22 protein-coding genes and 2 riboswitches are annotated in these 24,272 nt (G+C 71.1%); of the genes, 17 read left to right on the top strand and 5 right to left on the bottom strand.

The window, feature by feature from the left end; all coding sequences use genetic code 11:
• Positions 1-105: 105 nt before the first annotated feature.
• The 5 genes from PYS65_RS11075 (at position 106) to PYS65_RS11055 (ending at position 5,421) form a co-directional block, all read left to right on the top strand.
• Positions 106-1,344 (top strand): L,D-transpeptidase, encoded by a 1,239-nt coding sequence (locus PYS65_RS11075; RefSeq protein WP_279333774.1) that lies wholly within the window; start codon positions 106-108, stop codon positions 1,342-1,344.
• Positions 1,345-1,615: 271 nt separating this feature from the next.
• Positions 1,616-2,872, top strand: a complete 1,257-nt coding sequence (locus PYS65_RS11070) for a L,D-transpeptidase (protein WP_279333773.1) — start codon at positions 1,616-1,618, stop codon at positions 2,870-2,872.
• 231 nt (positions 2,873-3,103) lie between these two features.
• On the top strand, positions 3,104-3,871 hold the full coding sequence (locus tag PYS65_RS11065; RefSeq protein ID WP_279333772.1) for an enoyl-CoA hydratase/isomerase family protein: 768 nt from the start codon (positions 3,104-3,106) through the stop codon (positions 3,869-3,871).
• A gap of 168 nt (positions 3,872-4,039) precedes the next feature.
• Complete coding sequence (locus PYS65_RS11060; protein WP_279333771.1) at positions 4,040-4,648, top strand: ATP-binding protein; 609 nt, start codon at positions 4,040-4,042, stop codon at positions 4,646-4,648.
• Positions 4,645-5,421: an NADPH-dependent F420 reductase gene (locus PYS65_RS11055; protein ID WP_279333770.1), complete on the top strand. Its 777-nt coding sequence runs from the start codon at positions 4,645-4,647 to the stop codon at positions 5,419-5,421. The genes PYS65_RS11060 and PYS65_RS11055 overlap by 4 nt, the downstream gene beginning before the upstream one ends.
• A 109-nt stretch (positions 5,422-5,530) precedes the next feature.
• On the opposite strand, the gene PYS65_RS11050 is transcribed toward PYS65_RS11055, so the two are convergent.
• On the bottom strand, positions 5,531-5,941 hold the full coding sequence (locus PYS65_RS11050) for a cold-shock protein (RefSeq protein WP_279333769.1): 411 nt from the start codon (positions 5,939-5,941) through the stop codon (positions 5,531-5,533).
• Between the two features lie 316 nt (positions 5,942-6,257).
• Between PYS65_RS11050 and PYS65_RS11045 the strand changes: the two genes are divergently transcribed.
• Entirely contained in the window at positions 6,258-7,118 is an 861-nt protein-coding gene (locus tag PYS65_RS11045) for an SGNH/GDSL hydrolase family protein (protein WP_279333768.1), read from the top strand.
• Positions 7,119-7,174: 56 nt separating this feature from the next.
• Here the strand turns inward: PYS65_RS11045 and PYS65_RS11040 are convergent, their stop codons facing one another.
• The 4 genes from PYS65_RS11040 to gcvT all read right to left on the bottom strand — a co-directional run bounded on the left by PYS65_RS11040 (position 7,175) and on the right by gcvT (position 11,681).
• Complete coding sequence (locus tag PYS65_RS11040) at positions 7,175-8,542, bottom strand: L-serine ammonia-lyase (RefSeq protein ID WP_279333767.1); 1,368 nt, start codon at positions 8,540-8,542, stop codon at positions 7,175-7,177.
• Positions 8,543-8,683: 141 nt separating this feature from the next.
• Positions 8,684-9,958, bottom strand: coding sequence for a serine hydroxymethyltransferase (gene glyA, locus PYS65_RS11035; RefSeq protein ID WP_279333766.1), 1,275 nt, complete (start codon positions 9,956-9,958; stop codon positions 8,684-8,686).
• A 15-nt stretch (positions 9,959-9,973) separates the two neighbouring features.
• Positions 9,974-10,351 carry a glycine cleavage system protein GcvH gene (gene gcvH, locus PYS65_RS11030; protein ID WP_202276001.1) on the bottom strand — a complete coding sequence of 126 codons (378 nt, stop codon included), beginning with the start codon at positions 10,349-10,351 and terminating at the stop codon, positions 9,974-9,976.
• A 163-nt stretch (positions 10,352-10,514) separates the two neighbouring features.
• Positions 10,515-11,681, bottom strand: coding sequence for a glycine cleavage system aminomethyltransferase GcvT (gene gcvT / locus PYS65_RS11025; protein ID WP_279333765.1), 1,167 nt, complete (start codon positions 11,679-11,681; stop codon positions 10,515-10,517).
• Between the two features lie 67 nt (positions 11,682-11,748).
• A riboswitch (glycine riboswitch) is annotated at positions 11,749-11,871 on the bottom strand.
• Positions 11,872-11,969: riboswitch (glycine riboswitch) on the bottom strand. It abuts the riboswitch before it with no gap.
• A gap of 218 nt (positions 11,970-12,187) precedes the next feature.
• On the opposite strand from gcvT, the gene PYS65_RS11020 reads away from it, so the two are divergent.
• The 11 genes from PYS65_RS11020 to PYS65_RS10970 all read left to right on the top strand — a co-directional run bounded on the left by PYS65_RS11020 (position 12,188) and on the right by PYS65_RS10970 (position 24,245).
• Complete coding sequence (locus PYS65_RS11020; RefSeq protein WP_279333764.1) at positions 12,188-12,853, top strand: AAA family ATPase; 666 nt, start codon at positions 12,188-12,190, stop codon at positions 12,851-12,853.
• 98 nt (positions 12,854-12,951) lie between these two features.
• Complete coding sequence (locus PYS65_RS11015; protein WP_279333763.1) at positions 12,952-13,743, top strand: enhanced serine sensitivity protein SseB; 792 nt, start codon at positions 12,952-12,954, stop codon at positions 13,741-13,743.
• A 181-nt stretch (positions 13,744-13,924) separates the two neighbouring features.
• Positions 13,925-14,674, top strand: a complete 750-nt coding sequence (locus PYS65_RS11010) for an enhanced serine sensitivity protein SseB C-terminal domain-containing protein (protein WP_279337915.1) — start codon at positions 13,925-13,927, stop codon at positions 14,672-14,674.
• A 426-nt stretch (positions 14,675-15,100) separates the two neighbouring features.
• Positions 15,101-16,771, top strand: a complete 1,671-nt coding sequence (locus PYS65_RS11005) for an ABC transporter substrate-binding protein (RefSeq protein ID WP_279333762.1) — start codon at positions 15,101-15,103, stop codon at positions 16,769-16,771.
• Between the two features lie 105 nt (positions 16,772-16,876).
• Positions 16,877-17,881, top strand: coding sequence for an ABC transporter permease (locus PYS65_RS11000; RefSeq protein ID WP_279333761.1), 1,005 nt, complete (start codon positions 16,877-16,879; stop codon positions 17,879-17,881).
• A gap of 1 nt (position 17,882) precedes the next feature.
• Entirely contained in the window at positions 17,883-18,842 is a 960-nt protein-coding gene (locus tag PYS65_RS10995) for an ABC transporter permease (RefSeq protein ID WP_279333760.1), read from the top strand.
• A gap of 6 nt (positions 18,843-18,848) precedes the next feature.
• The gene (locus PYS65_RS10990) at positions 18,849-19,850 is read left to right on the top strand and encodes an ABC transporter ATP-binding protein (protein WP_279333759.1); all 1,002 of its coding nucleotides are present in this window, start codon (positions 18,849-18,851) and stop codon (positions 19,848-19,850) included.
• Positions 19,847-21,109: an ABC transporter ATP-binding protein gene (locus PYS65_RS10985; protein WP_279333758.1), complete on the top strand. Its 1,263-nt coding sequence runs from the start codon at positions 19,847-19,849 to the stop codon at positions 21,107-21,109. Before PYS65_RS10990 ends, PYS65_RS10985 begins: the two co-directional genes overlap by 4 nt.
• Before the next feature lie 144 nt (positions 21,110-21,253).
• Entirely contained in the window at positions 21,254-21,913 is a 660-nt protein-coding gene (locus PYS65_RS10980) for a trimeric intracellular cation channel family protein (protein WP_279333757.1), read from the top strand.
• A gap of 81 nt (positions 21,914-21,994) precedes the next feature.
• Entirely contained in the window at positions 21,995-22,858 is an 864-nt protein-coding gene (locus PYS65_RS10975; protein ID WP_279333755.1) for a thioesterase family protein, read from the top strand.
• A gap of 217 nt (positions 22,859-23,075) precedes the next feature.
• A complete protein-coding gene (locus PYS65_RS10970) occupies positions 23,076-24,245 on the top strand; it encodes a cysteine desulfurase family protein (RefSeq protein WP_279333753.1) in 1,170 nt (389 codons plus the stop codon).
• Positions 24,246-24,272: the final 27 nt, after the last annotated feature.

Below are 24,272 nucleotides of genomic sequence, written 5' to 3'. Positions count from 1 at the left end.
CGGAGCGGGGGCGCACCCGCGGATTCCTCCAGAAGGCGTACCCTCGCGTGCCCCGAGGGGGCGCATGGTCGTTTCCCGACGGCGCGCACCGTCGTTGGGTACCGCGTGAGCCACGTACAAGGGCGCGCACGGCGCGCGAGGGCCGCACTGGCCGCCGTACTGACATGGACAGGGTTGTTGCTGACCGGAGCCGTCGGCTGTACCTCGGACGGCGCGATCGGAGGGGCGTTCGGCCCTCCGGCGCCCGAGGAGGTCATCCGGGTCGCGCCCGCCGACGGCAGCAAGGAGGTGCGCCCCGGCGACATGCTGCGGGTGCGGGCGTCCGAGGGGCGGCTGGAGTCGGTGGAGGTCGTCAGATCGCAGGACGCGCGGGAGTCCCCGGTCCCCGGGCGCATCTCCGCCGACGGACGGAGCTGGAAGCCCGACGACGAACGGCTGGCACTCGCCGCGAAGTACACGGTCGACACCGTGGCCCGGGACGACGCCGGCCGCCGCTCCTCCCGCCGCACCACGTTCACGACATACGTCCCCGAGGAACGCTTCATCGGCTACGTCACCCCGGAACACCGCACCGTCGTCGGCACCGGGATGATCGTCTCCCTGGCGTTCAACCGTGAGATCGTCCACCGCGCGGCGGTCGAACGGGCCGTCCGGGTCACCTCCCGCCCGGCCGTCGACGTCCGCCCGCACTGGTTCGGCAAGGACCGGCTCGACTTCCGGCCCGAGACGTACTGGCGGCCCGGCACCGAGGTCACCGTCGAGCTGGACCTGCGGGACGTCGAGGGCGCGCCCGGCGTGTACGGACTCCAGCACCGCACGTTCTCCTTCACCGTCGGCCGCAGCCAGGTCTCGGTGGTCGACGCGGGCCGGCACACCATGAAGGTGAGCCGGGACGGTGAGGAACTGGCCACGGTGCCGATCACGGCGGGGGCGCCGAAGACCCCCACGTACAACGGGAAGATGGTGATCAGCGAGATGCTCGAGGTCACCCGGATGAACGGTGCGACCGTCGGCTTCACCGACGCAGACGGCAAGGGCGAGTACGACATCCCCGACGTCCCGCACGCCATCCGCCTGACCGCGTCCGGCACCTTCCTGCACGGCAACTACTGGGCCGAGAAGGACATCTTCGGCGACACCAACGTCAGCCACGGGTGTGTGGGACTGCACGACGTGAAGGGCGGCGGCGCGGACACCCCGGCGGGCTGGTTCTTCGACCGCAGCCTCATCGGTGACGTCGTCGAGGTGGTCAACAGCAAGGACACGACGGTCGCCCCCGACAACGGCCTCGGCGGCTGGAACATGGGCTGGAGGGAGTGGACGCAGGGCAGCGCCGTGAAGTGACCTCCCGCGGTGTCCCTTCGCGGTGTCTCTTCGCGGTGTCTCTTCGAGGTGCCCCTTCGCAGTGTTTCCTTGAGGTGACTCCTCGTAGTGACCCCCTCGCGCGGACCGCCGGGAGGGCCTCCCGGTTGTACGCCGCAGGCCATTGAAGTTGGAACGGAACGGTGACAAACCTGCCGCGTTCAACGCCCCTGGCCTGTGGTTACTATGCGCCGAAGCGCGCGAGGGGCGCGCGGGGCGCGGGTCCGGCCAGGCCCGCCGAGGGGAGAAACAAGTGAACGTGGGGCCGATTCCGGGGGCGTCGGTTGACGCGCGGAGGTATGGCGGCAGGAAGCCGGCGGCGCTGGCACTCGGAGTGGTGCTGGCGGTCACCGCGTGCGGCGGCGGGGAGACGGGCCCGGGCTCCGGGTCGGCCGGGGGCAAGGGCAAGGACTCCGTCGCGGCGCAGAGCAAGCAGTCCGAGGCGGTCATCGGCATAGCGCCCGAGGACGGCGCCAAGTCCGTGAAGACCAGCGGCGCGTTGAAGGTCGACGCGGCCAAGGGGAAATTGACCGAGGTCGTCGTCAAGGCCCCGGACGGCAAGAAGGTCGACGGGGAGATATCCGGTGACGGCGCCAGTTGGACGCCGTCGGCCCACCTGGCCGCCGCCACCAAGTACACGGTGCACGCGGTCGCCAAGGACTCCGCCGGCCGCACCGCCGCCGAGGACTCCAGCTTCACCACCCTGACGCCGAAGAACACCTTCGCCGGCACCTTCACGCCCGAGGACGGCTCCAAGGTCGGCGTCGGCATGCCGTTCTCGCTCCGCTTCACCCGGGGCATCACCGAGCCGGACGACGTCGAGAAGGCCATCCGCATCACGACCGAACCGCCCGTCGAGGTCGAGGGCCACTGGTTCGGCAACGACCGGCTCGACTTCCGGCCCGAGAAGTACTGGAAGGCCGGCACCAAGGTCACCGTCGACCTCGACCTCGACGGCGTCGAGGGCCGCCCCGGCGTCTACGGCAAGCAGTCCAAGACCGTCTCCTTCACCATCGGACGCAGCCAGGTCTCCGTCGTCGACGCCAAGAAGCACACCATGAAGGTCGAGCGGGACGGCAAGGTCATCAAGACCATCCCGATCACCGCCGGCGCCCCCGGCACCGAGACCTGGAACGGCAAGATGGTCGTCAGCGAGCGGCTCAAGGTCACCCGGATGAACGGTGCGACCGTCGGCTTCACCGACGCCGACGGCAAGGGCGAGTACGACATCAAGGACGTGCCGCACGCCATGCGGCTGAGCACCTCCGGCACCTTCATCCACGGCAACTACTGGGGCGGCGGCGCCTTCGGCAACTACAACGCCAGCCACGGCTGCATCGGGCTGCGCGACACCCGGGGCGGCTGGGACAAGAAGGCCCCGGGCGCCTGGTTCTACGAGAACACCATGCTCGGCGACGTGGTCGTCGTGAAGAACTCCAACGACGCCACCATCGCCCCGGACAACGGCCTCAACGGCTGGAACATGTCCTGGGAGGAGTGGAAGGCGTAGGTCAGGTCAGGTCAGGTCCGACCCGACCGGCCCAGCCCGTCACGGCACACGCGGCCCCGGCGCCCGACAGGGCACCGGGGCCGCTGCCGTCGGCCGGATGTGATCGACCGCACCGGCCCGGTTGCCGTTGGTCACCGTGCTGTGTCTGCCCGGGGGCAACCCCCGGACCCCCGGCCGGGTGTGATCGACCGCACCGGCCCGGTTGCCGTTAGTCGCCGTTAACCTGCTGGCATGACCGTACATCTCGAAGTCGCCGAGGGCGTCGGCACGCTGCGCCTGGACCGCCCTCCCATGAACGCACTGGACGTCGCCACGCAGGACCGGCTGAAGGAACTCGCCGAGGAGATCACGCGCCGCGAGGACGTACGCGCCGTCGTGATCCACGGCGGCGAGAAGGTGTTCGCGGCGGGCGCGGACATCAAGGAGATGCAGGCGATGGACCACGCCGCGATGGTCCTGCGCGCCCGCGCCCTGCAGGACTCCTTCACCGCCGTGGCCCGCATCCCCAAGCCGGTGGTGGCCGCGGTGACCGGTTACGCGCTCGGCGGCGGCTGCGAACTCGCGCTCTGCGCCGACTTCCGCATCGCCGGGGAGAACGCCAAGCTGGGCCAGCCGGAGATCCTGCTCGGGCTGATCCCGGGGGCCGGCGGTACGCAGCGCCTGGCCCGCCTCATCGGCCCGTCGAGGGCGAAGGACCTCATCTTCACGGGCCGTCAGGTGAAGGCCGACGAGGCGCTCGCACTGGGTCTGGTGGACCGCGTGGTCCCCGCCGCCGAGGTCTACGAGCAGGCACACGCGTGGGCCGCGCGGCTCGCCAAGGGGCCGGCGATCGCGCTGCGCGCGGCCAAGGAGTCGATCGACACCGGTCTGGAGACCGACATCGACACCGGCCTCGCCGTCGAGCGCAACTGGTTCGCGGGCCTGTTCGCCACCGAGGACCGTGAACGGGGGATGCGCAGCTTCGTGGAGGACGGCCCCGGCAAGGCAAAGTTCCTCTGAACCCTCTTTCGGGGTATTGCAATTGACGCGATGTCTGATTCGAGTCCCTCGGCGGGGCGGTTTATGGGAGCCTTAACGGGCCCTTAAGTCTGCCGCGTCGAGGGAGTCCGTCGATTGCCGCACAGCGAGCCGTTGCCGCAGGTAGCAGGGTCCGCTGACCACCCCGAGGTGCCTGAGGCATATGCCGATGGCCCGGCCCGGAGCGGGGGCGTGCAGGGGGCGCATTCCCCCGGAACCTCCCCGGGCGCCCCACCGGGCGGCCATGATGGGGCCATGGCGGGGCTGGATGGGATGGAACAGCCGCGGGGAGACGGACGTGCGACCGCGTCGCGCTGGTCGCCGACGGTCGAGGACGAACACGCCCGGAAGGCGCTGGAGTTGTTCGGCAACCCGACGGAAGCGGAGGTTCCGTTGCCGTCCCTCCCCGAGTCCGCCGCCACCGCACGCCGGCTCACCCAGATCGTGCTCCTGCGCCAGTGGGGTCTCACCGCCGCGACCACCGAGGACGCCGTTCTGCTCGTCTCCGAGCTCGTCGGCAACGCGGTACGCCACACCGGTGCCCGCGTCTTCGGCCTCCGGCTGCGCCGCCGCCCCCGCTGGATCCGCGTCGAGGTCCGCGACCCGTCCCGCGGCCTGCCCTGTCTCATGCCGGTCCAGGGACTGGACGTCAGCGGACGCGGCCTCTTCCTCGTCGACACCCTCGCCGACCGCTGGGGCGTCGACCTGCTCCCGCGGGGCAAGACGACCTGGTTCGAAATGCGCGTGTCGGACCGTTGACGGACAAACGGGGAATAGCCCGCCCGCCCCGGGCGGTTGGTGTCGACCATGGTGGTTCCCGAAGGGAACCGAAGCGGACACCGACCCCCGGAAGGGCGAGGCGAGCGGACATGAAGATCGGCATCATCGGAGCGGGCAACATCGGGGGCAACCTCACACGGCGGCTCACCGCCCTCGGCCACGACGTCTCCGTCGCCAATTCCCGTGGCCCCCACACGCTCGGCGGTCTGGCCGAGGAGACCGGCGCGACCCCGGTACGGGCCGAGGACGCGGCGCGCGGCGCCGAGGTCGTCGTCGTCACCGTCCCGCTGAAGGCCGTACCGGACCTGCCGTCCGGCCTGTTCGACGAGGCCGCGGAGGACGTGGCCGTCATCGACACCGGGAACTACTATCCCCGGCAGCGCGACGGGAAAATCGAGGGCATCGAGGACGAGGGCCTCACGGAGAGCCGCTGGACGGAACGGCAGATCGGCCACCCCGTGATCAAGGCCTTCAACGGCACGTACGCCCAGGACATCCTGGACCGCCACCGCCCCGCCGGCGCCTCCGACCGGATGGCCCTGCCCGTCGCCGGTGACGACGAGGCGGCCAAGCGGAAGGTCCGGGCCCTGATCGAGGAGCTCGGCTTCGACACCGTGGACGCGGGCGGCATCGACGACTCCTGGCGCCAGCAGCCCGACACCCCGGTCTACGGCCTGCGGGGGGACACCGAGTCCGTCGCCAAGGCTCTGGCCGAGGCGTCCCCGGAACGCAAGCCGGAGTTCCGGGCGTAGGGATCCTCGACGCCCGCCCGGTCCTCACCGGCTGCTGCGGTCCGCCCGGCCACTCCGTCTCGACCGGATGTCCGGGCGCACCGCGCCTGCCCGGGCGGTGCGCCCGGGCTCAGCCGTCGCACCAGCCGTGGGTCTTGCCGAACTGCAGCAGTCCGCGGCGCGCCTGGAGGATCTGTTCGCCGGTCAGCGTGGGAGCGGCGGACAGCAGGACCTCCGTGACCTCCTGGAGGTACTCCTCGGCGGTGAGCACATCGCACAGCGAGTCGTCGCCGTCCCCGTCGGGATGCCTGCCCACGGCGGAGGACACCCCGCCGGCCCCCTGGGCCAGCCGTACGCCCGAGGCCTTGAGGCCCCGGTCGCCCTCCTCGATCTCGAACTCCACGGCGATCCCGGGACGCAGCTGGTGCTCCGGGATCCGTACGTCGTTGACGTGGAGGAAGACGTCCTCCCCGCCGTGCTCGGGAGCGATGAACCCGTAACCCCGTACGGCGTCGAACCGCACCACACGACCAGCAACCATGATTCCAACCCCCAGCAGAACACCGGACCCCGTACTCGGGTCCCCTGCCCGGACCCCATGCCCGGACCGGAGTCCCGGCAGTCAAGAGTACGCCGAACAGGCGGCGGCCGAACAGGTGAACCGGAGGCTTCGCCGCCGCCCTGACCGGCCGACCGGAACCTCCTGCACGCCGGGGAAGTCCGGTGGACAGGGGTCCTGCGGCGTCCTGCCCCCGGAAAAACCGGTTCCCGCGGGCCGCCGTGCGGGGCCCCGTCCACTCGAGCAAGCTCATGGCGGGGTGGGACCCCGTCCGCGCACGTGCCGAATGGAGGCATCCTTGAGAACAGCCCTGCGCCTGGCCCTGGCCACCGTCCTGTCCGCCGGGACCGTAGGGGCCACGGCATCGGCCCAGGCCGCGCCGGCCGCGGCCGAACCACCGCGGTACGTCGCGCTCGGCGACTCCTACGCGGCCGCACCGCTGGTACCGCCCGTCGACCCGGCCGACCTGAGGTGCCTGCGCTCCCTGTCCGACTATCCCCACATCGCGGCCAAGGCCCTCGGAGCGGAACTCACCGACGTCAGCTGCTCCGGCGCCACCAGCAAGCATCTGAGCACCGCCCAGCACCCGGGAACCGCGCCCCAGTACGACGCGCTCACGCCCGACACCGACCTCGTCAGCGTCACCATCGGCGGCAACGACACCGGTCTCTTCGACGAGGTGCTGGGCTGCGTCAACATCCTGCCCCCGCCCTACGGCACCAGCTGCGCGAAGGAGAACACCGCCGGCGGCACCGACAAGGTCCGGGCGCGCATCGACGCCTGGGCGCCGGCCTCCGCCGCCGTCCTGGACGAGATCGCCCGCCGGGCACCGCACGCAGAGGTCTTCGTCGTCGGCTACGGCACCTACTTCCGCCCCGACGGCTGCCACCCCGCCCAGCCCTTCTGGAAGCAGGACGCCAACCACCTCCAGGGCGCCATCGACCACCTCGACGCCGTACTGAGGCGGACGGCCGAGAAGCACGGCGCCACCTTCGTCGGCACCCGCACCCTGAGCATCGGACACGACATCTGCGCCGCTCCCGGCGACCGCTACATCGAGGGCCTCATCCCCACCCGTGCGGCCGCGCCGCTGCACCCCAACGCCCCGGGGGCCCGGGCCGTCGGCGAGGCCCTCGCCGCGGCCGTGCGCGCGCCGTAGAACTCCGGACGGAACGGGCGCCCGGCCCGCGGTCTTCGGGCCGGGCGCCCGTTCCCTCAGCACTCGATGATGTTGACCGCCAGCCCGCCCCGGGCCGTCTCCTTGTACTTGACGGACATGTCCGCGCCGGTCTCCTTCATCGTCTTGATGACCTGGTCGAGGGAGACCTTGTGCGAGCCGTCGCCGCGCAGGGCCATGCGCGCGGCGGTGACCGCCTTCACCGCCGCCATGCCGTTGCGCTCGATGCACGGGATCTGGACGAGGCCGCCGACCGGGTCGCAGGTCAGGCCGAGGTTGTGCTCCATGCCGATCTCCGCGGCGTTCTCCACCTGTTCCGGCGAGCCGCCCATCACCTCGGCGAGGGCGCCCGCCGCCATCGAGCAGGCGGAGCCGACCTCGCCCTGGCAGCCGACCTCGGCGCCGGAGATGGAGGCGTTCTCCTTGAAGAGCATGCCGATCGCGCCGGCCGCGAGCAGGAAGCGGACCACACCCTCCTCGTCGGCACCGGGGACGAAGTTCATGTAGTAGTGCAGGACGGCGGGGATGATGCCGGCCGCGCCGTTGGTCGGGGCGGTGACGACGCGGCCGCCGCCGGCGTTCTCCTCGTTCACGGCCATGGCGTAGAGCGTGATCCACTCCATGGCGAGGGCCTGCGGGTCGCCCTCGGAGCGCAGCTTGCGCGCCGTGTTCGCGGCGCGGCGGCGCACCTTCAGCCCGCCCGGCAGGATGCCCTCGCGGGACATGCCGCGCGCCACGCACGCCTGCATCACCCGCCAGATCTCCAGCAGCCCTTCGCGGACCTCCTCCTCCGTCCGCCAGGCGCGCTCGTTCTCCAGCATCAGGGCGGAGATGGACAGGCCCGTCTCCCCGGTCAGGCGCAGCAGCTCGTCGCCCGTGCGGAAGGGATACTTCAGGACCGTGTCGTTGAGCTTGATGCGGTCCGCGCCCACCGCCTCCTCGTCGACGACGAAGCCGCCGCCCACCGAGTAGTACGTCTTCGCCAGCACCTCGGCGCCGGCCGCGTCGAAGGCCTGGAGGGTCATGCCGTTCGCGTGGTAGGGGAGTGCCTTGCGGCGGTGCAGCACCAGGTCGTCGTCGAAGGAGAACGCGATCCCGTGGTCGCCGAGCAGCCGCAGGCGGCCCGATTCCCTGATCTTCTCCACCCGCTCGTCGGCCGTCTCCACGTCCACCGTGCGGGGCGAGTCGCCCTCCAGGCCGAGCAGCACCGCCTTGGGGGTGCCGTGGCCGTGGCCGGTGGCGCCCAGCGAGCCGTACAGCTCCGCCCGGACCGAGGCGACCGAGTCCAGCAGGCCCTCGTGGTCCAGCCGCCGGGCGAACATGCGGGCGGCCCGCATCGGGCCGACCGTGTGCGAGCTGGACGGGCCGATGCCGATCGAGAAGAGGTCGAAGACCGAGAGGGCCACGGGAGGACTCCTAGGGGTTGACGGACGCCGCTGTCCGCCGGCGGGGGTGGTTCGGAGCGGGCCGCCACGACGCGGGGCATCACGCTCACTTCCCAGTGTGCGTGATGCCCCGTACGGTCGTGCGGCGCAGAGCGTGCGGAATTACTTCAGACCGGGGTACAGGGGGTACTTCTCGGCGAGCGCCGTCACCCGGGCCCGGAGCGCGTCGACGTGGGCGGCCTCGAAGGGGGAGGGCGCCTTCAGCGTCTCGGCGATCACGTCCGCCACCTCGGCGAAGTCCTCGGCCGTGAAGCCGCGGGTGGCCAGGGCGGGCGTGCCGATCCGCAGACCCGAGGTGACCATCGGGGGACGCGGGTCGTTCGGGATCGCGTTGCGGTTGACGGTGATGCCGACCTCGTGGAGACGGTCCTCGGCCTGCTGCCCGTCCAGCGCGGAGTCGCGCAGGTCGACCAGGACCAGGTGCACGTCCGTGCCGCCGGACAGCACGTCCACGCCCGCGGCCTTGACGTCGTCCTCGACCAGGCGCTCGGCCAGGATGCGGGCACCCTCCAGGGTGCGGCGCTGCCGGTCCTTGAAGTCCTCGGACGCGGCGACCTTGAAGGCCACCGCCTTGGCCGCGATCACGTGCTCCAGCGGGCCGCCCTGCTGGCCGGGGAAGACCGCGGAGTTGATCTTCTTGGCCAGCTCGGCCGTGGAGAGGATCACCCCGCCGCGCGGACCGCCGAGGGTTTTGTGCGTGGTCGTGGTGACGACGTGGGCGTGCGGGACCGGGTTCGGGTGCAGGCCCGCCGCGACCAGACCGGCGAAGTGCGCCATGTCGACCATGAGGTACGCGCCGACCTCGTCCGCGATCCGGCGGAACGCGGCGAAGTCCAGCTGACGCGGGTACGCCGACCAGCCGGCGACGATCAGCTTCGGCTTCCTCTCCTTGGCCAGCCGTTCGACCTCGGCCATGTCGACCTGGCCGTCGTCGCCGACGTGGTACGCGACCACGTCGTAGAGCTTGCCGGAGAAGTTGATCTTCATGCCGTGGGTCAGGTGCCCGCCGTGCGCGAGGTTCAGGCCCATGATCGTGTCGCCGGGCTTGAGCAGCGCGAACATCGCGGCCGCGTTGGCCTGCGCACCCGAGTGCGGCTGCACGTTGGCGTGCTCGGCGCCGAAGAGCTCCTTGACCCGGTCGATGGCGATCTGCTCGATCACGTCGACGTGCTCGCAGCCGCCGTAGTAGCGGCGGCCGGGGTAGCCCTCGGCGTACTTGTTGGTGAGGACCGTGCCCTGGGCCTCCATGACCGCGACCGGGGCGAAGTTCTCCGAGGCGATCATCTCGAGGGTGGACTGCTGACGGTGCAGCTCGGCGTCGACCGCCGCCGCGACGGCCGGGTCGAGCTCGTGCAGCGGGGTGTTCAGAAGCGACATGGGGTTCAGGCCTCCTCAGCCCTGGATGAAGGCGTCGTACTCGGCGGCCGAGAGCAGGTCGGCCGGCTCGTCGCTCACCCGCACCTTGAACAGCCAGCCGCCCTCGAAGGGGGCCGAGTTCACCAGCGACGGGTCGCTCACCACGTCCTCGTTGACCTCGGTGACCTCACCGGTGACCGGGCAGTACAGGTCGCTGACCGACTTGGTCGACTCCAGCTCGCCGCAGGTCTCACCCGCGGTCACGGTGTCGCCGACCCCGGGGAGCTGGACGAACACGATGTCGCCGAGCGCGTTGGCCGCGTGCTCCGTGATGCCGATCGTCGACACGCCGTCCTCGGCGGCCGTCAGCCACTCGTGTTCCTTGCTGTAACGCAGCTGCTGGGGGTTGCTCATGATCTGGATCCTCCTGTGTGCGAGGGACCGCCGGGATCGACGGCGAGGAAAGGGGGGACGAAGGAGATGAAGGGGATGAAAGGGAGGGGTGGGAAGAGTCCGGGGGCACGGGACCGGCCGGTGCGGCCGTGGCCGCGGACACGGCCCACGTCCTACGACGGTGTCACTTCTGCCGCTGGTAGAACGGCAGGGCCACGACCTCGTAGGGCTCGTGGCTGCCGCGGATGTCCACCCCCACGCCCGGGGTACCCGGCGCCGAGTGCGCCACGTCGACGTACGCCATCGCGATCGGCTTGCCCAGCGTCGGTGAGGGCGCGCCGGAGGTGACCTCGCCGATCACCTCGCCGCCGGCCACCACCGGGTACCCGGCGCGCGGGACCCGGCGGCCCTCGGCGACCAGGCCCACCAGGGCGCGGGGCGGGGTCCGCTCGGCGCGGGCGGCGGCCTCGGTCAGGGCGGCACGGCCCACGAAGTCGCCCTCCTTCTCGAACTTCACGACCCGGCCGAACCCGGCGTCGAACGGCGTCAGCGAGGCGCTCAGCTCATTGCCGTACAGCGGCATGCCGGCCTCCAGGCGCAGCGTGTCCCGGCAGGCCAGCCCGCACGGGGTCACCCCCACGCCCTCGCCCGCCCCGGTCAGCGCCTGCCACACCCCGACCGCGTGCTCCGGCGCGACGAACAGCTCGAAGCCGTCCTCGCCGGTGTAGCCGGTACGGGCGATGAGCGCGGGGACGCCGGCGACCGTGCCGGGCAGGCCGGCGTAGTACTTCAGGCCGTCCAGGTCGGCGGTGGGGGCACCTCCCTGCTCGAGCGAAGTCGAGAGCTTGGGGGAGAGGGACTTGAGGATGCCGGCGGCCTCGGGGCCCTGCACCGCGATCAGCGCGTAGGCGTCGCGGTCGTCGCGGACCTCGGCGTCGAAGCCCGCCGACCGCTCCACGAGGGCGTCCAGCACCACCTGGGCGTTGGAGGCGTTGGCGACGACCAGGTACTCGGGGGCCTCGGCCGCACCGAGCCGGTAGACGATCAGGTCGTCCAGGATGCCGCCGTCCTCGTCGCAGATCATGGTGTAGCGGGCGCGGCCGGGCTTGACGGTCCCGATGTTGCCGATCAGGGCGTAGTCCAGGAACCGCGCCGCCTGCGGGCCGGTGACGGTGATCTCGCCCATGTGCGAGAGGTCGAAGAGGCCCGCCTTCGTGCGCACGGCGTTGTGCTCGTCGCGCTCGGAGCCGTAGCGCAGGGGCATGTCCCAGCCGGCGAAGTCGGTCATCGTGGCGCCGAGCGAACGATGCAGGGCGTCGAGCGCTGTCCGGCGGAGTTCGGTACTGCTCATCGGTCGGTCTCCCAGGGCGATGGGGTCCCCCGTCGGCCGGGGCCGGGCACGGGGAGGGTGAGGACGTTCCTCCCCATCTGTCATCGGAACCTGAGAGGTTCGCCATGACCGTCCGCGCAGGGGACGTCACGGCTTGCACCTTGGGTGGAGCCACCGGGAACTCGCACGGCGGCCCGCTTTTCAGATGTGCCTGGCCCGCGCGGTAACGGTGCCTGAGAGATTCAAGGGAGGGACTTGCTCCTTCGGCGCCCCGGCGAAACGTGCCAGGGACTCTCCCGCGCGGATTCAAACGGCCGGTATGCAGTTGGCGCGCTCATCATTGCACGCATTGTGAGGCTTCGGCAGGGGGACCTTACCTTCGTACGCACAGGGTGCTCAGGTCTGTACGGAGGGCTGTGACAGGTCTGTATCGGGAAACGGACCGAATGAAGAGGCGTCCGCCGTTACCGTCTCTTTACACTCGGCGGGGACGGCGCTCGGGCGTCTGCCCCAGGGGAGGACTCACGGTGAACAGGACCACGGCGTACGCCACCACGGGTGTCGCGCCGCCGGGGCGGCAGGCCCCTTCGGACAGGGAGGCCCACGGCGTGCTGCCGGCGCCCGTCGTCCGCGACCTGCGCGAGTGCGCCGGCCGCGGTCCGCACGTCCTGCTCTTCGGCCCCCGCGACCTCGTCGTGGTCACCGGACTGCCCGGCAGCGGCAAGTCCACCCTGATGCGGCGCGCGGTGCGCGGCACCCGGATCGACTCCCAGGACACCCGCGACCGCTGGGACCGCCGCATGCCGCGCCTCCTGCCGTACGCGCTGTACCGGCCCCTGGTCCGCCTCGACCACTACGCCGGGCTGCGCCGCGCCCTGCGCACCGGCGAGGGGGTCGTCGTGCACGACTGCGGTACCCACGCCTGGGTGCGCCGCTGGCTGGCCCGCGAGGCCCGCCGCCGGGGCACGGGGCTGCATCTGCTGCTGCTCGACGTCCCCCCGGAGCAGGCGCTGGACGGTCAGCGTGAGCGCGGCCGCGGCGTCTCCCGGTACGCCTTCCTGCGGCACCGCACCGCCGTCGACCGGCTGCTGCGGTCCGTGGAGCGCGGCGACCTGCCCGCGGGCTGCGGTTCGGCGGTCCTGGTCGACCGGGACGCGGCGGACAGGCTGCGCCGCATCGACTTCACCGGCTGACGGCCGCACGGGCGGTCGGTGACACGGGCTGCCGGCCGCGGCGCGGCAGCGGTTAGCCTTTTCAGCCACAGCAGTGGTTCCAGGCAGGCGGTAGGCAGATGGACTTCCCGGCGGGCTTCTCCGCGGACTTCCCGGCACAGACTCACCCCCATCCGCACGGAGGATGGCCCGGCAACGAGTTGGAGGAGGTGCTCTCCGCCTCCCTCGGCGTCCCCTCGGCGGACGGCCGGATCATCGAGGTGCTGGGCAGGAGCCCGCTCTGGGTCCCGCTGCCGAACGGCGGCGGCCCGCACAGCGGCCCGCTGGACCTGCCCACCCTGGAGATCGAGGGGCAGGCGTACGTCCCGGTCTTCAGCTCCGAGGAACAGTTCCGCCGGGTCGTCGGCCCCCACATGTCGTTCACCGTCGCGCCCGCGGTGGAGTTCGCGCGGGGTCTGCCGCCGCAGGCCGGGATCGTGGTGAACCCCGGCGGCGTGGTCGGCGTCCCGCTGCCGCCGCCCGCCGTGGCCGAACTGTGCCGCGCCGGCCGCGGCCCGCTGGAGGATCCGGCGGGCGGCGGCCGGGTCAAGCTGTTCGAGCCGGACTGGCAGGACGATCCGGTGGACTTCCTCGCCGCCGCGGGCGCGGAGTTCGAGTCGATCGGTGTCGTCAGCACCGCCCGCCGCTGCCTCGCCGAGATCGAGACCGCGGACCCGGTGCTGTTCGTCGGGGTCGAACTGTCCCAGTGGGAGGGCGATCTGCGGACCCTGCCCGGCGACGCCCTGGGCCGCGCGCTGGGCCTCCGGCCGGTGAAGTGGCCCGTCAACCTGGTCCTCCTGGACGTGGCCCAGGACCCGGTCGGCCAATGGATGCGCGACCGCGTCCGCCCCTTCTACCAGCGCGAGGGCTGACCCGCCCGGCGGAGCGAGCGGGAAGCCGCCCCTTCGTCGGCCCGCCGGTGCCCGGCGGACGGGCGGAGCCCTCCGGGCCGCGGGCGGCTTAAGCTAGGTTCGTTGGCTGGGGCGAGGGTGTTGTACGGAGGGGCGATACAAAGTGAGCGCTGGCACCGCGGCGGCCGGGCAGGTCGAGCACATGCTGCGCCAGGTGACCCCCGGGCGTTACGACGCCTATGAGGCGTTGCTTCGCGCGCTCGCGACCCCTTCCTCCGGTCATGTCTGGATGCTGCTGTGGCACGGTCAGGCCGGCTCCCCGGACGCCCAGTACGGGAACATGGAGGTCGACGGCTTCGGTTACGCGCCCTGTGTGACCTCCGCCCAGGAGCTGTCCGCCAGTGGCTGGAACCGGTCGTACGAGGTGGTCGACGGCCTCGAGGCGGCCCGCGCCCTCTACCCCGACCGCTACGGCCTCTGGCTCAACCCGCACGCCCCCGGCGGCGGCCTCGGCATCCCGTGGCTCGATCTGCGCCGGCTCGCCACCGGCCTCGACCGGCAGCCCGCCGGGCCCCTGCGGCTGTCCGAACCCGCCATCGAGATCCCTCAGTTCTACGCCCTGCTCACGCAGAACGCGCACCGTACGCCCGCCGTGCGCGCGCTGCGCCGCGCCTGGGTGCAGCCGGCGCTGGGCGCGCCGTACCTCGCCATCGGGCTGGACGTGTACGACACCTCGCCGCCGGCCGTCGACGCGGTGCGCGCGATGATGCAGCAGTCCATCAGTGCCGTCCCGGACGGGCTCCCGGTGTCGACCGTCGCGATGACCGACGAGCACGACCCGGTCGCCATGTGGCTGCGGGCCAACGCCCGCCCGTTCTACGACCGTGAGGCCCACGGGGCCGTTCCGCCCCCCGTCGCCGGCTCCGGCTACCCGCCGGCGCACCAGCGCTGACCGGGCCGTATCCGCGGGAGACCGGGGCGGCCGGGGCCCTCGTGCCCGAGGTTCCTGACTCAGTGTGACGGTGTCCGGATGGTGGACGTGAGTGCCGATGGTGAACGTCCGTGCCGTCGGCGAGACTGATGTCACGTCAGTTTTTCGGCCGTGCGCGCTCAGCTATGGCCGATTGACCGCCTGTCACCTGCGGTTTCACCCGATCTTCACACCGTCCGGTGTTTCTCGGACAGCCGCCGGGGAGGTGCCGGAGGTCTCGGGACGGTCACTTCCCGGCGGGGGGCCGCCTGATGCGTCCCTTATGTCAACTGTTCAGATCTCAGGTAGGTATCACCGGTATCCGGACTGTTCTCGACTCGCTGTGAACATCTGTAGTGTTCGGCCGGTCAAGATGCATCCACATAGCGGACCCGGAGTGGCCCCAATATGCGCATAACCAAGTCCCGAGCGGCTCGGGCGATCACGGCCGCGGTGGCGGTCGCTCTGATCGCCACGGGCTGCTCCAGCGACCGGGACAGTGACAACAAGAGCGACGGCAAGAAGGACACCTTCGTCTTCGCCGGCGCCGGTGACCCTGGCTCCCTGGACCCTTCCCTCGCGAGTGACGGTGAAACCTTCCGTGTGACGCGGCAGGCGTTCGAGGCTCTCCTCGAGCACGAGTCCGGCGGCAGCGAGCTCGTCGGCGGCCTCGCCGAGAAGTGGTCGAGCAACGACGAGGGCACCGTCTGGACCTTCGACCTCCGCAAGAACGTGAAGTTCCACGACGGCGAGGCGCTCAACGCCGAGGCCGTCTGCGCGAACTACGACCACTGGTTCAACTGGACGGGTACCTACCAGTCCAGCGCGGTCTCCTACTACTGGCAGACCATCATGGGCGGCTTCGCGAAGAACGAGGACAAGGAGACGCCCGAGGCGAACTACAAGTCCTGCACCGCGAAGGACGAGAGCACCGCCGTCATCGAGGTCAAGGAGCCCTCCGCCAACCTCCCCGGCGGCTTCTCCCTCAACGCCCTGGCGATCCACTCGCCGAAGGCGATCGAGGAGTACAAGAAGCAGGACGCCTCCGCCAAGGGCGACGCCATCACGTACCCCAAGTACAGCCAGGAGGCCGGCACGGTCGCCGGTACCGGCCCGTACAAGCTCACGAAGTGGAACAAGGGCAACAAGGAAGTCTCCCTTGAGCGCTTCGACGACTACTGGGGCGAGAAGGCGAAGATCAAGAACCTGGTCTTCCGCACCATCGACACCGAAGAGGGCCGCCGCCAGGCGCTCCAGGCCGGTGACATCGACGGCTACGACCTCGTCGCCCCGGCCGACGTCAAGACCCTCGAGGACCAGGGCTACGTCGTCCCGACCCGTGGCGTCTTCAACCTCTTCTACGTGGGCATGAGCCAGGAGGCCAACCCCGCGCTCAAGAAGAAGGAAGTCCGCCAGGCCATCGCGCACTCCATCGACCGTGAGAACCTGGTCAAGACCCAGCTGCCCGAGGGCGGCAAGGTCGCCGACCAGTTCATGCCCGACACGATCGAGGGCTACTCCAAGGACGTCAAGCAGTACGCGTACGACACGGGCGAGGCCAAGAAGCTCCTCAAGAAGGCCGGCCAGGAGAAGCTGAAGGTCGACTTCTGCTACCCGACCGAGGTCACCCGCCCGTACATGCCTGCCCCGCAGGACCTGTTCGAGCTGATGAAGGACGACCTGGAGAAGTCCGGCATCACGGTCACGCCGAAGGCGATGAAGTGGGCCCCGGACTACCTGGACGCCACCGAGTCGGGCTCCTGCGACCTGCACATGCTCGGCTGGACCGGTGACTTCAACGACGGCTTCAACTTCATCGGCACCTGGTTCTCCGGGTACGACAAGCAGTGGGGCTTCAAGGACAAGAAGGTCTTCGACGCCGTGAACGCCGGCTCCAAGCTCGGCAACCACGACGAGCGCATCGCCGCGTACAAGAACGCCAACGAGGTCGTCATGGAGTACCTGCCGGGTGTCCCGGTCTCGTCCTCCCCGCCGGCCATCGCCTTCGGCAAGAACGTGAACCCGCCGAACGTCTCCCCGCTGACGCAGGAAGTCTTCTCCGAGGCCTCGTTCAAGTAAGCGAGCAGTAGTCACCCAAGCACATTGGGTCCGCCCGGCCGTCGCAACTCGTCGGCCGGGCGGGGCCATTCATGGAACACATCACGTAAGAAAGGGGCATGCGGGGTGCTGCGTCTCGTCGTACGAAGACTGCTCCAGCTCATACCCACGCTGCTCGGCCTGTCGGTACTGCTCTTCCTGTGGCTCGACCGGCTGCCCGGCGGACCCGCCTCAGCGATCCTGGGGGAGAAGGCCACCGAGGCCGAAGTAATCCGCATCAACCGCGCACTCGGGCTGGACCAGCCCGTGTACGTCCAGTACTGGCGCTTCCTCAAGCGCATCGCCGAACTCGACCTGGGCACCTCCACCCAGACCGGACAGCCGGTGTGGGACGAGTTCGTCCTGCGCTTCCCCGCCACGGTGGAGCTGGCCCTCCTCGCGATCCTCATCGCCGTGGCCGTCGGCATCCCGCTCGGCTACCTCGCCGCCCGCCACCGCGGCGGCTGGCTCGACGTCACCGCGGTCTCCGGATCGCTCGTCGGCATCTGCATCCCGGTCTTCTTCCTGGCCCTGATCCTCAAGCAGATCTTCGCCGTCGAGCTCGGGATCTTCCCCAGCTACGGACGCCAGGAGACCGGCCTCGACGCCACGAGCGTGACCGGATTCGCCGTCCTGGACGGCGTCCTCACCGGGGAACTCGACGCCGCCTGGGACGCGATCATGCATCTGATCCTGCCCTCCGCCGCCCTGGCCTCCATCCCGCTCGCCGTCATCGTGCGCATGACCCGCGCCAGCGTCCTCGAGGTGCAGGACGAGGACTACGTCCGCACCGCCGAGGCCAAGGGCCTCAAGCGGAGCGTCGTCCGCGGCCGGCACGTGCTGCGCAACGCGATGCTCCCCGTGGTGACCGCGGTCGGCCTGCTCACGGGCTCCCTGCTGTCCGGCGCCGTCCTCACCGAGTCCGTGTTCGCCTTCGGCGGTATCGGTTCCTTCCTCTGGACCGCGATCGGCGGCCGTGACTACCCCGTGCTCGTCGGATTCATCATGTTCATCGCGCTGGTGTATGTCCTGATCAACCTGCTGGTGGACGTGGCGTACAGCCTCATCGACCCGAGAGTGCGGGTGTACTGACATGAGTGTCGCCACCAAGAGCGAAAAGATTCAGCGGCTCGCGGAACTGACCGCGACCAAGGAGACCGGCACCGGCGCCAGCCTGTGGCGTGAGGCGTTCCGCCGGCTCAAGCGCAGCAAGATGGCGATCATCGGCGCGGTCATCATCTTCCTGTTCGTCCTCCTCGCGATCGTCGGGCCCTACCTCGCACCGCACGCCGCGACCGCCCAGACCTGGCGGGGCGAGGTCTTCCCCAACCGGGGCGAGTTCGTCGGCCCGCGCGGCGAGAACTGGTTCGGACTCGACCACCTCGGCCGGGACATGTTCTCCCGCATGCTGATCGGCGCCCGTCAGACGCTGCTCGTCGGCGTCGTCGCCACAATGATCGGCCTGGTCACCGGCTTCCTGATCGGCGGCCTCTCCGGAGCCGCCGCCACCCTCGGCGGCGACGCCGGAAAGCGCATCGACTCCGTCATCATGCGCTTCATCGACATGCTGCTGGCGATGCCCTCGCTGCTGCTCGCCGTCTCCATCGCCGCCGTCATGGGGCAGTCCCTGACCACGGTGATGATCGCTGTGGGTGTCGTCCAGATCCCGGTGTTCGCCCGGCTGCTGCGCGGCTCCATGCTGGTGCAGGGCGGCGCGGACTACGTGCTCGCGGCCAAGTCCCTGGGCGTGCGCAAGCGGCGCATCGTGATCTCGCAGATCATCCCCAACTCGCTCAGCCCGGTGATCGTGCAGGCCACGCTCTCCCTGGCCACCGCGATCATCGAGGCGGCCGCCCTGTCCTACCTGGGCCTGGGCAACCCCGACCCGGCCATCCCCGAGTGGGGCGTCATGCTCACCCAGGCGCAGCGCTTCTTCGACAACGCGCCGTTGATGGCGTTCTACCCCGCCGTCGGCATCATCATCACCGCCCTCGGCTTCACCCTCTTCGGTGAGGCCATGCGGGAAGCCCTCGACCCGAAGCTGAGGGGCTGAACCACCATGTCTCTGCTCACTGTCGACGAACTGACCGTCACCTTCGGCGGCCGCGGCCGCAAGGAGTCCCGGGCGGTCGACGGCGTCTCCTTCGAGGTCGACCAGGGCCAGGTCGTGGGCCTGGTCGGCGAGTCCGGCTGCGGAAAGTCCGTCACCTCCCTGGCCCTGATGGGCCTGCTGCCCGACAAGGGCGTCACGGTCGGCGGCCGCGCCGAATTCGACGGCACGGACCTGTTCACCATGAACCCGTCCGCCCGTCGCGACCTGCGCGGCAGCAAGATGGCGATGATCTTCCAGGACCCGCTGTCCTCGCTCAACCCGGTCGTGCCGATCGGCGTGCAGGTCACCGAGATCCTGGAGCGCCACCGCGGGATGAAGGGGGAGGCCGCCCGCAAGGAGGCCGCCCACCTGCTGGACCGGGTCGGCATCCCCGACCCGACCCGGCGGCTCAAGGAGTACCCGCACCAGCTCTCCGGCGGCATGCGCCAGCGCGCGCTGATCGCCATGGCGGTGGCCTGCGCCCCGAGCCTGCTCATCGCCGACGAGCCCACCACGGCCCTCGACGTGACCATCCAGGCCCAGATCCTGGAACTGCTCAAGGAGCTCGTGGACCAGCAGGGCACCGCCCTGCTGATGATCACCCACGACCTCGGTGTGGTCGCCGGCATCTGCGACCAGGTCAACGTGCTCTACGCGGGCAAGGCCGTGGAGTCCGCCGGGCGCCGCGAGCTGTTCGCCCACCCCGCCCACCCCTACACGCACGGACTGCTGGGCTCCATCCCGCGCCTGGACGCCCCCCGGGGCGAGTCCCTCAAACCTATCCGCGGCTCCATCAACGACCGCGTCGCCTGGGCCGACGGCTGTGCCTTCGCGCCGCGCTGCGACCGGTACGAGATGGGCTGCCTGACCGGCACCCCGCAGCTCGCCGAGCCGCGTGCCGCCGGTCACCGGGTGCGGTGCGTCAACCCCGTACTCGACGACGCGAAGGCCGAGGAGGTCCCCGCATGAGCCTGCTCGAACTGGACGGCGTCAAGGTCCACTTCCCCATCAAGAAGGGCGTGCTGTTCGACCGTACGGTCGGGCACGTCTACGCCGTGGACGGGGTGTCCCTGAAGGTCGAGGCCGGCGAGACCTACGGCCTGGTCGGCGAGTCCGGCTGCGGCAAGACCACCCTCGGACGCTCGGTGCTGCGGCTCGTGGACATCACCGAGGGGTCGGTCGTCCTCGACGGCACCGACCTGGCGAAGCTGCCGAACGAGGAGATGCGCCGCTTCCGGCGCCGGCTCCAGATGGTCTTCCAGGATCCGCTGGGCTCGCTCAACCCCCGGCAGAACATCGAGTCGATCCTGTCCGAGGGCATGGTCGCCCACGGCATCGGCAAGAACCAGGAGGAGCGCCGCGAGAAGATCAAGGCGATCCTGGAGCGGGTCGGCCTGCCCTCCAACGCGCTCGCCCGCTACCCGCACGAGTTCTCCGGCGGCCAGCGCCAGCGCATCGGCATCGCCCGCGCGCTGGTCCTCGAGCCGGACGTGATCATCTGCGACGAGCCGGTCTCCGCGCTCGACGTGTCGATCCAGGCCCAGGTCGTCAACCTGCTGGAGGAACTCCAGGAGGAACTCGGCCTGACCTACCTGGTGATCGCCCACGACCTCGCGGTCGTCCGGCACATCTCCGATGTGATCGGCGTGATGTACCTGGGCTCGCTGGTCGAGGAGGCGCCGAGCGACGTGCTGTACGCCGAGCCCAAGCACCCGTACACCAAGGCCCTGATGTCGGCCGTGCCGGTGCCGGACCCGGAGGTGGAGGACAAGCGCGAGCGCATCCTGCTCACCGGCGACCTGCCCTCCCCGGCGAACCCGCCCAGCGGCTGCCGCTTCCACACCCGCTGCCCCTGGGCGCAGGCCGAGCGGTGCGCGACCGAACGGCCGGAACTGAAGGACGTCGGCGGCGGTCACCGGGTGGCCTGCCACTACGCCGCCGAGATCGCGTCGGGAGAGCTGGAGCCGACCCGGCCGACGGGCATCGAGGCCGTCACGGAGACCGAGGCCACCGAGGACGCGGTGCTGGAGCAGACCGAGGGCGAGGCGGAGGTCCCCGCCGCGCTCCTGCCGGCCGACTCGACGACCAAGCCGGACGCCACGGCGGTCAAGGAGAAGGTCCCCGCAGCGGTCGAGGTCCCGAGCGACCCGACGGCCGACGCCGTCGCGAAGGACCAGGACACCGCGGCGCCGGACGCGTCCGACAAGGGTCCGGCCACGACCGACTGACGGTCCGTCGCGCCCCTCGGAATCCCGGAGCACCGGACGGAGCGGAACCGTCCGGTGTTCCGAGAGCTCCTCGGGCCGCACGTCCGTGCCACCCCTCGCCTTGCTTTACAAGGCGAGGGGTTCCTGCTGAGTAAGAATGTGAAAGTGCTCCAGCAACTCTTCAGCCCGTCGCTCCTGCACGCGCTCGACCTGATCGGCATCTTCGTCTTCGCGATCTCGGGCGCCCTGCTGGCCGTGCGCAAGAACCTCGACGTCTTCGGCATCGCGGTCCTCGCGGAGGCCACCGCCCTCGGCGGCGGACTCTTCCGTGACGTGGTGATCGGCGCCGTGCCGCCCGCCGCCTTCACCGACCTGGGGTACTTCGTCACCCCGCTGCTCGCCGTGGCACTGGTCTTCTTCCTCCACCCGCAGGTCGAGCGCATCCAGAACGCCGTCAACTTCTTCGACGCCGCGGGGCTCGGTCTGTTCTGCGTCGTCGGCACCGCCAAGGCGTACGACTACGGGCTCAGCCCGGTCGCCTCCGCCTGCCTGGGCCTGGTCACCGCGGTGGGCGGCGGCGTGGTGCGGGACGTGCTCGCCAACGAGGTGCCCTCGCTGCTGCGCTGGGACCGCGATCTCTACGCGGTACCGGCGATGGTCGGCGCGACCATGGTGGCGCTGTGCATACGCTTGGACGTGCTGAACGCGTTCACCAGCACCCTTGCCGTGCTCACGGCGTTCGCGCTGCGGCTGCTGGCGCTGCGGTACCACTGGCGGGCGCCCCGCGCGTGGCAGCGGCGCTCGACGGCCCGCGAGGAGGAGTAGGGCGGGCCGGCGCGGGGGAGGGGACGGGGAGGGGAATCAACAAAGCTACCGCTTAGTAGCCACTTCTTGTACTCTTCATCCATGCCAGAAGCAGCCTCCGCCCAGGTCGCGACCCGGGCCACCGTCGGCGACAGCGAGTTCGACCGCGACACCGCGGTGACGCTCCGCACGCCGGGCGTCTACGACATCGGCCTCTCCGCCGGCTGGACGATCATCAACGCCGTCAACGGCGGCTATCTGCTGGCCGTCCTGGGCCGCGCCCTCGCCGACACCCTGCCGCACCCGGACCCCTTCACCATCTCCGCGCACTACCTGACCGCCTCCCAGCCGGGCCCGGCGGTCGTCCGCACCGAGACCGTGCGCACCGGGCGCACCCTGTCGACCGGTCAGGCGTCCCTCCTCCAGTACGACGACGAGGGCCGCGAGGTCGAACGCATCCGCGTGCTGGCCTCCTACGGCGACCTGGACACCCTCCCCGACGACGTCCGCACGGCGGCCCGCCCGCCCGCGCTGCCGCCCATGGAGCAGTGCTTCGGCCCCGAGGACGGTCCGGCCCCCGTCGACGGCAGCTCCGCCATCACCGAGCGGCTGATGCTCAAGCTCGACCCGTCGACCCTCGGCTGGGCCCTCGGGCAGCCCTCCGGCAAGGGGGAGATGCGGGCCTGGTTCGGGCTCGCCGACGGCCGGGACGCCGATCCGTTCTCCCTGCTGCTCGCCGTGGACGCGCTGCCGCCCACCGCCTTTGAGATCGGGCTCACCGGCTGGGTCCCCACGGTCGAGCTGACGGCGCACGTCCGCTCCCGCCCGGCGCCCGGCCCGCTGCGGGTGTCGATCACCACCCGCAACCTGGCCGGCGGCTTCCTGGAGGAGGACGCCGAGGTCTGGGACAGCGCGGACCGACTGGTGGCCCAGTCCCGCCAGCTCGCCCGCGTACGGCTGCCCTGAGGGGCCCGGCCGGCACCGTGCCGGGTCCGCCGGGTCCGCTTGTCCTCAATGTGACCGCCGGCCCCGGCGACCCGCATCCGCCGGCCCGGCCGGCGTTCCCGCAGGTGAGCGACGCCGCTCGGGGGAGCCTGTGGGCCGGGACGCTCGAACCGGCGTCGTTTTCCGGCCGACCGCGCCCCCGGGCCCGTCGGACGGGGCCCGTAGAATCGGGCTCACCATGGCATACCTCGACCACGCCGCGACCACCCCGATGCTTCCCGAGGCAGTCGAGGCACTCACCGCGCACCTGAGCCTCACCGGCAACGCCTCCTCCCTGCACGCAGCCGGCCGGCGCGCCCGCCGGAGCGTCGAGGAGGCCCGCGAAACCCTCGCCGAAGCCCTCGGCGCCCGCCCCAGCGAGGTGGTCCTCACTGCCGGCGGGACCGAGGCCGACAACCTCGCGGTGAAGGGCCTGTACTGGGCCCGCCGGAACGCGGAACCGGCCCGCACCCGCGTCCTCGCGAGCCCCGTCGAGCACCACGCCGTCCTCGACGCCGTGCACTGGCTGGGCGAACACGAGGGCGCCACCGTCGAGTACCTGCCGGTCGACCCCTACGGCCGGGTCCACCCGGACGCGCTGCGCGAGGCGATCGCCCGCAACCCCGACGACGTGGCCCTGGCCACCGTGATGTGGGCGAACAACGAGATCGGCACGCTGCTGCCGGTCCGTGAACTCGCCGAGGTCGCCGCCGAGTTCGGCGTTCCGCTGCACTCCGACGCGGTCCAGGCCTTCGGCCAGGTGCCGGTGGACTTCGCCTCCTCGGGGCTCGCCGCGATGACCGTGTCCGGCCACAAGATCGGCGGCCCGTACGGCATCGGGGCGCTGGTCCTGGGCCGCGAGCACACCCCCGTGCCCGTGCTGCACGGCGGCGGCCAGGAGCGCCATGTGCGCTCCGGCACGCTCGACGTGCCCGCGATCGCCTCCTTCGCGGTGGCCGGCCGGCTGGCCACCGGGCGGCAGGAGTGGTTCGCCCGCGAGGTCGGAGCCCTCCGCGACGACCTGGTCGCCGCGGTCCGCGAGGCCGTCCCGGACGCCCTTCTCGGCGGCGACCCCGCACCCGGGGGGCGGCTCCCGGCCAACGCCCACTTCGCGTTCCCCGGCTGCGAGGGCGACTCCCTGCTGCTCCTGCTCGACGCCCAGGGCATCGAGTGCTCCACCGGTTCCGCCTGCACGGCGGGCATCGCCCAGCCCAGCCACGTCCTCCTGGCCACCGGCACCGACCCGGACCTGGCCCGCGGCACCCTGCGCTTCTCCCTCGGCCACACCTCCACCCGGGCCGACGTCGAAGCCCTGGCCAAGACCATCGGCCCGGCGGTCGAACGGGCCCGGGCGGCGGGGCTCAGCTAGGGCTTCTCGTTCGGATCAGGCCGGGCA

Source organism: Streptomyces cathayae (assembly GCF_029760955.1).
GTDB classification, from domain to species: Bacteria; Actinomycetota; Actinomycetes; order Streptomycetales; family Streptomycetaceae; genus Streptomyces; species Streptomyces cathayae.
The sequence above is the reverse complement of the archived record's forward strand: the minus strand, read 5'-3'. Positions and strand labels throughout refer to the sequence as shown.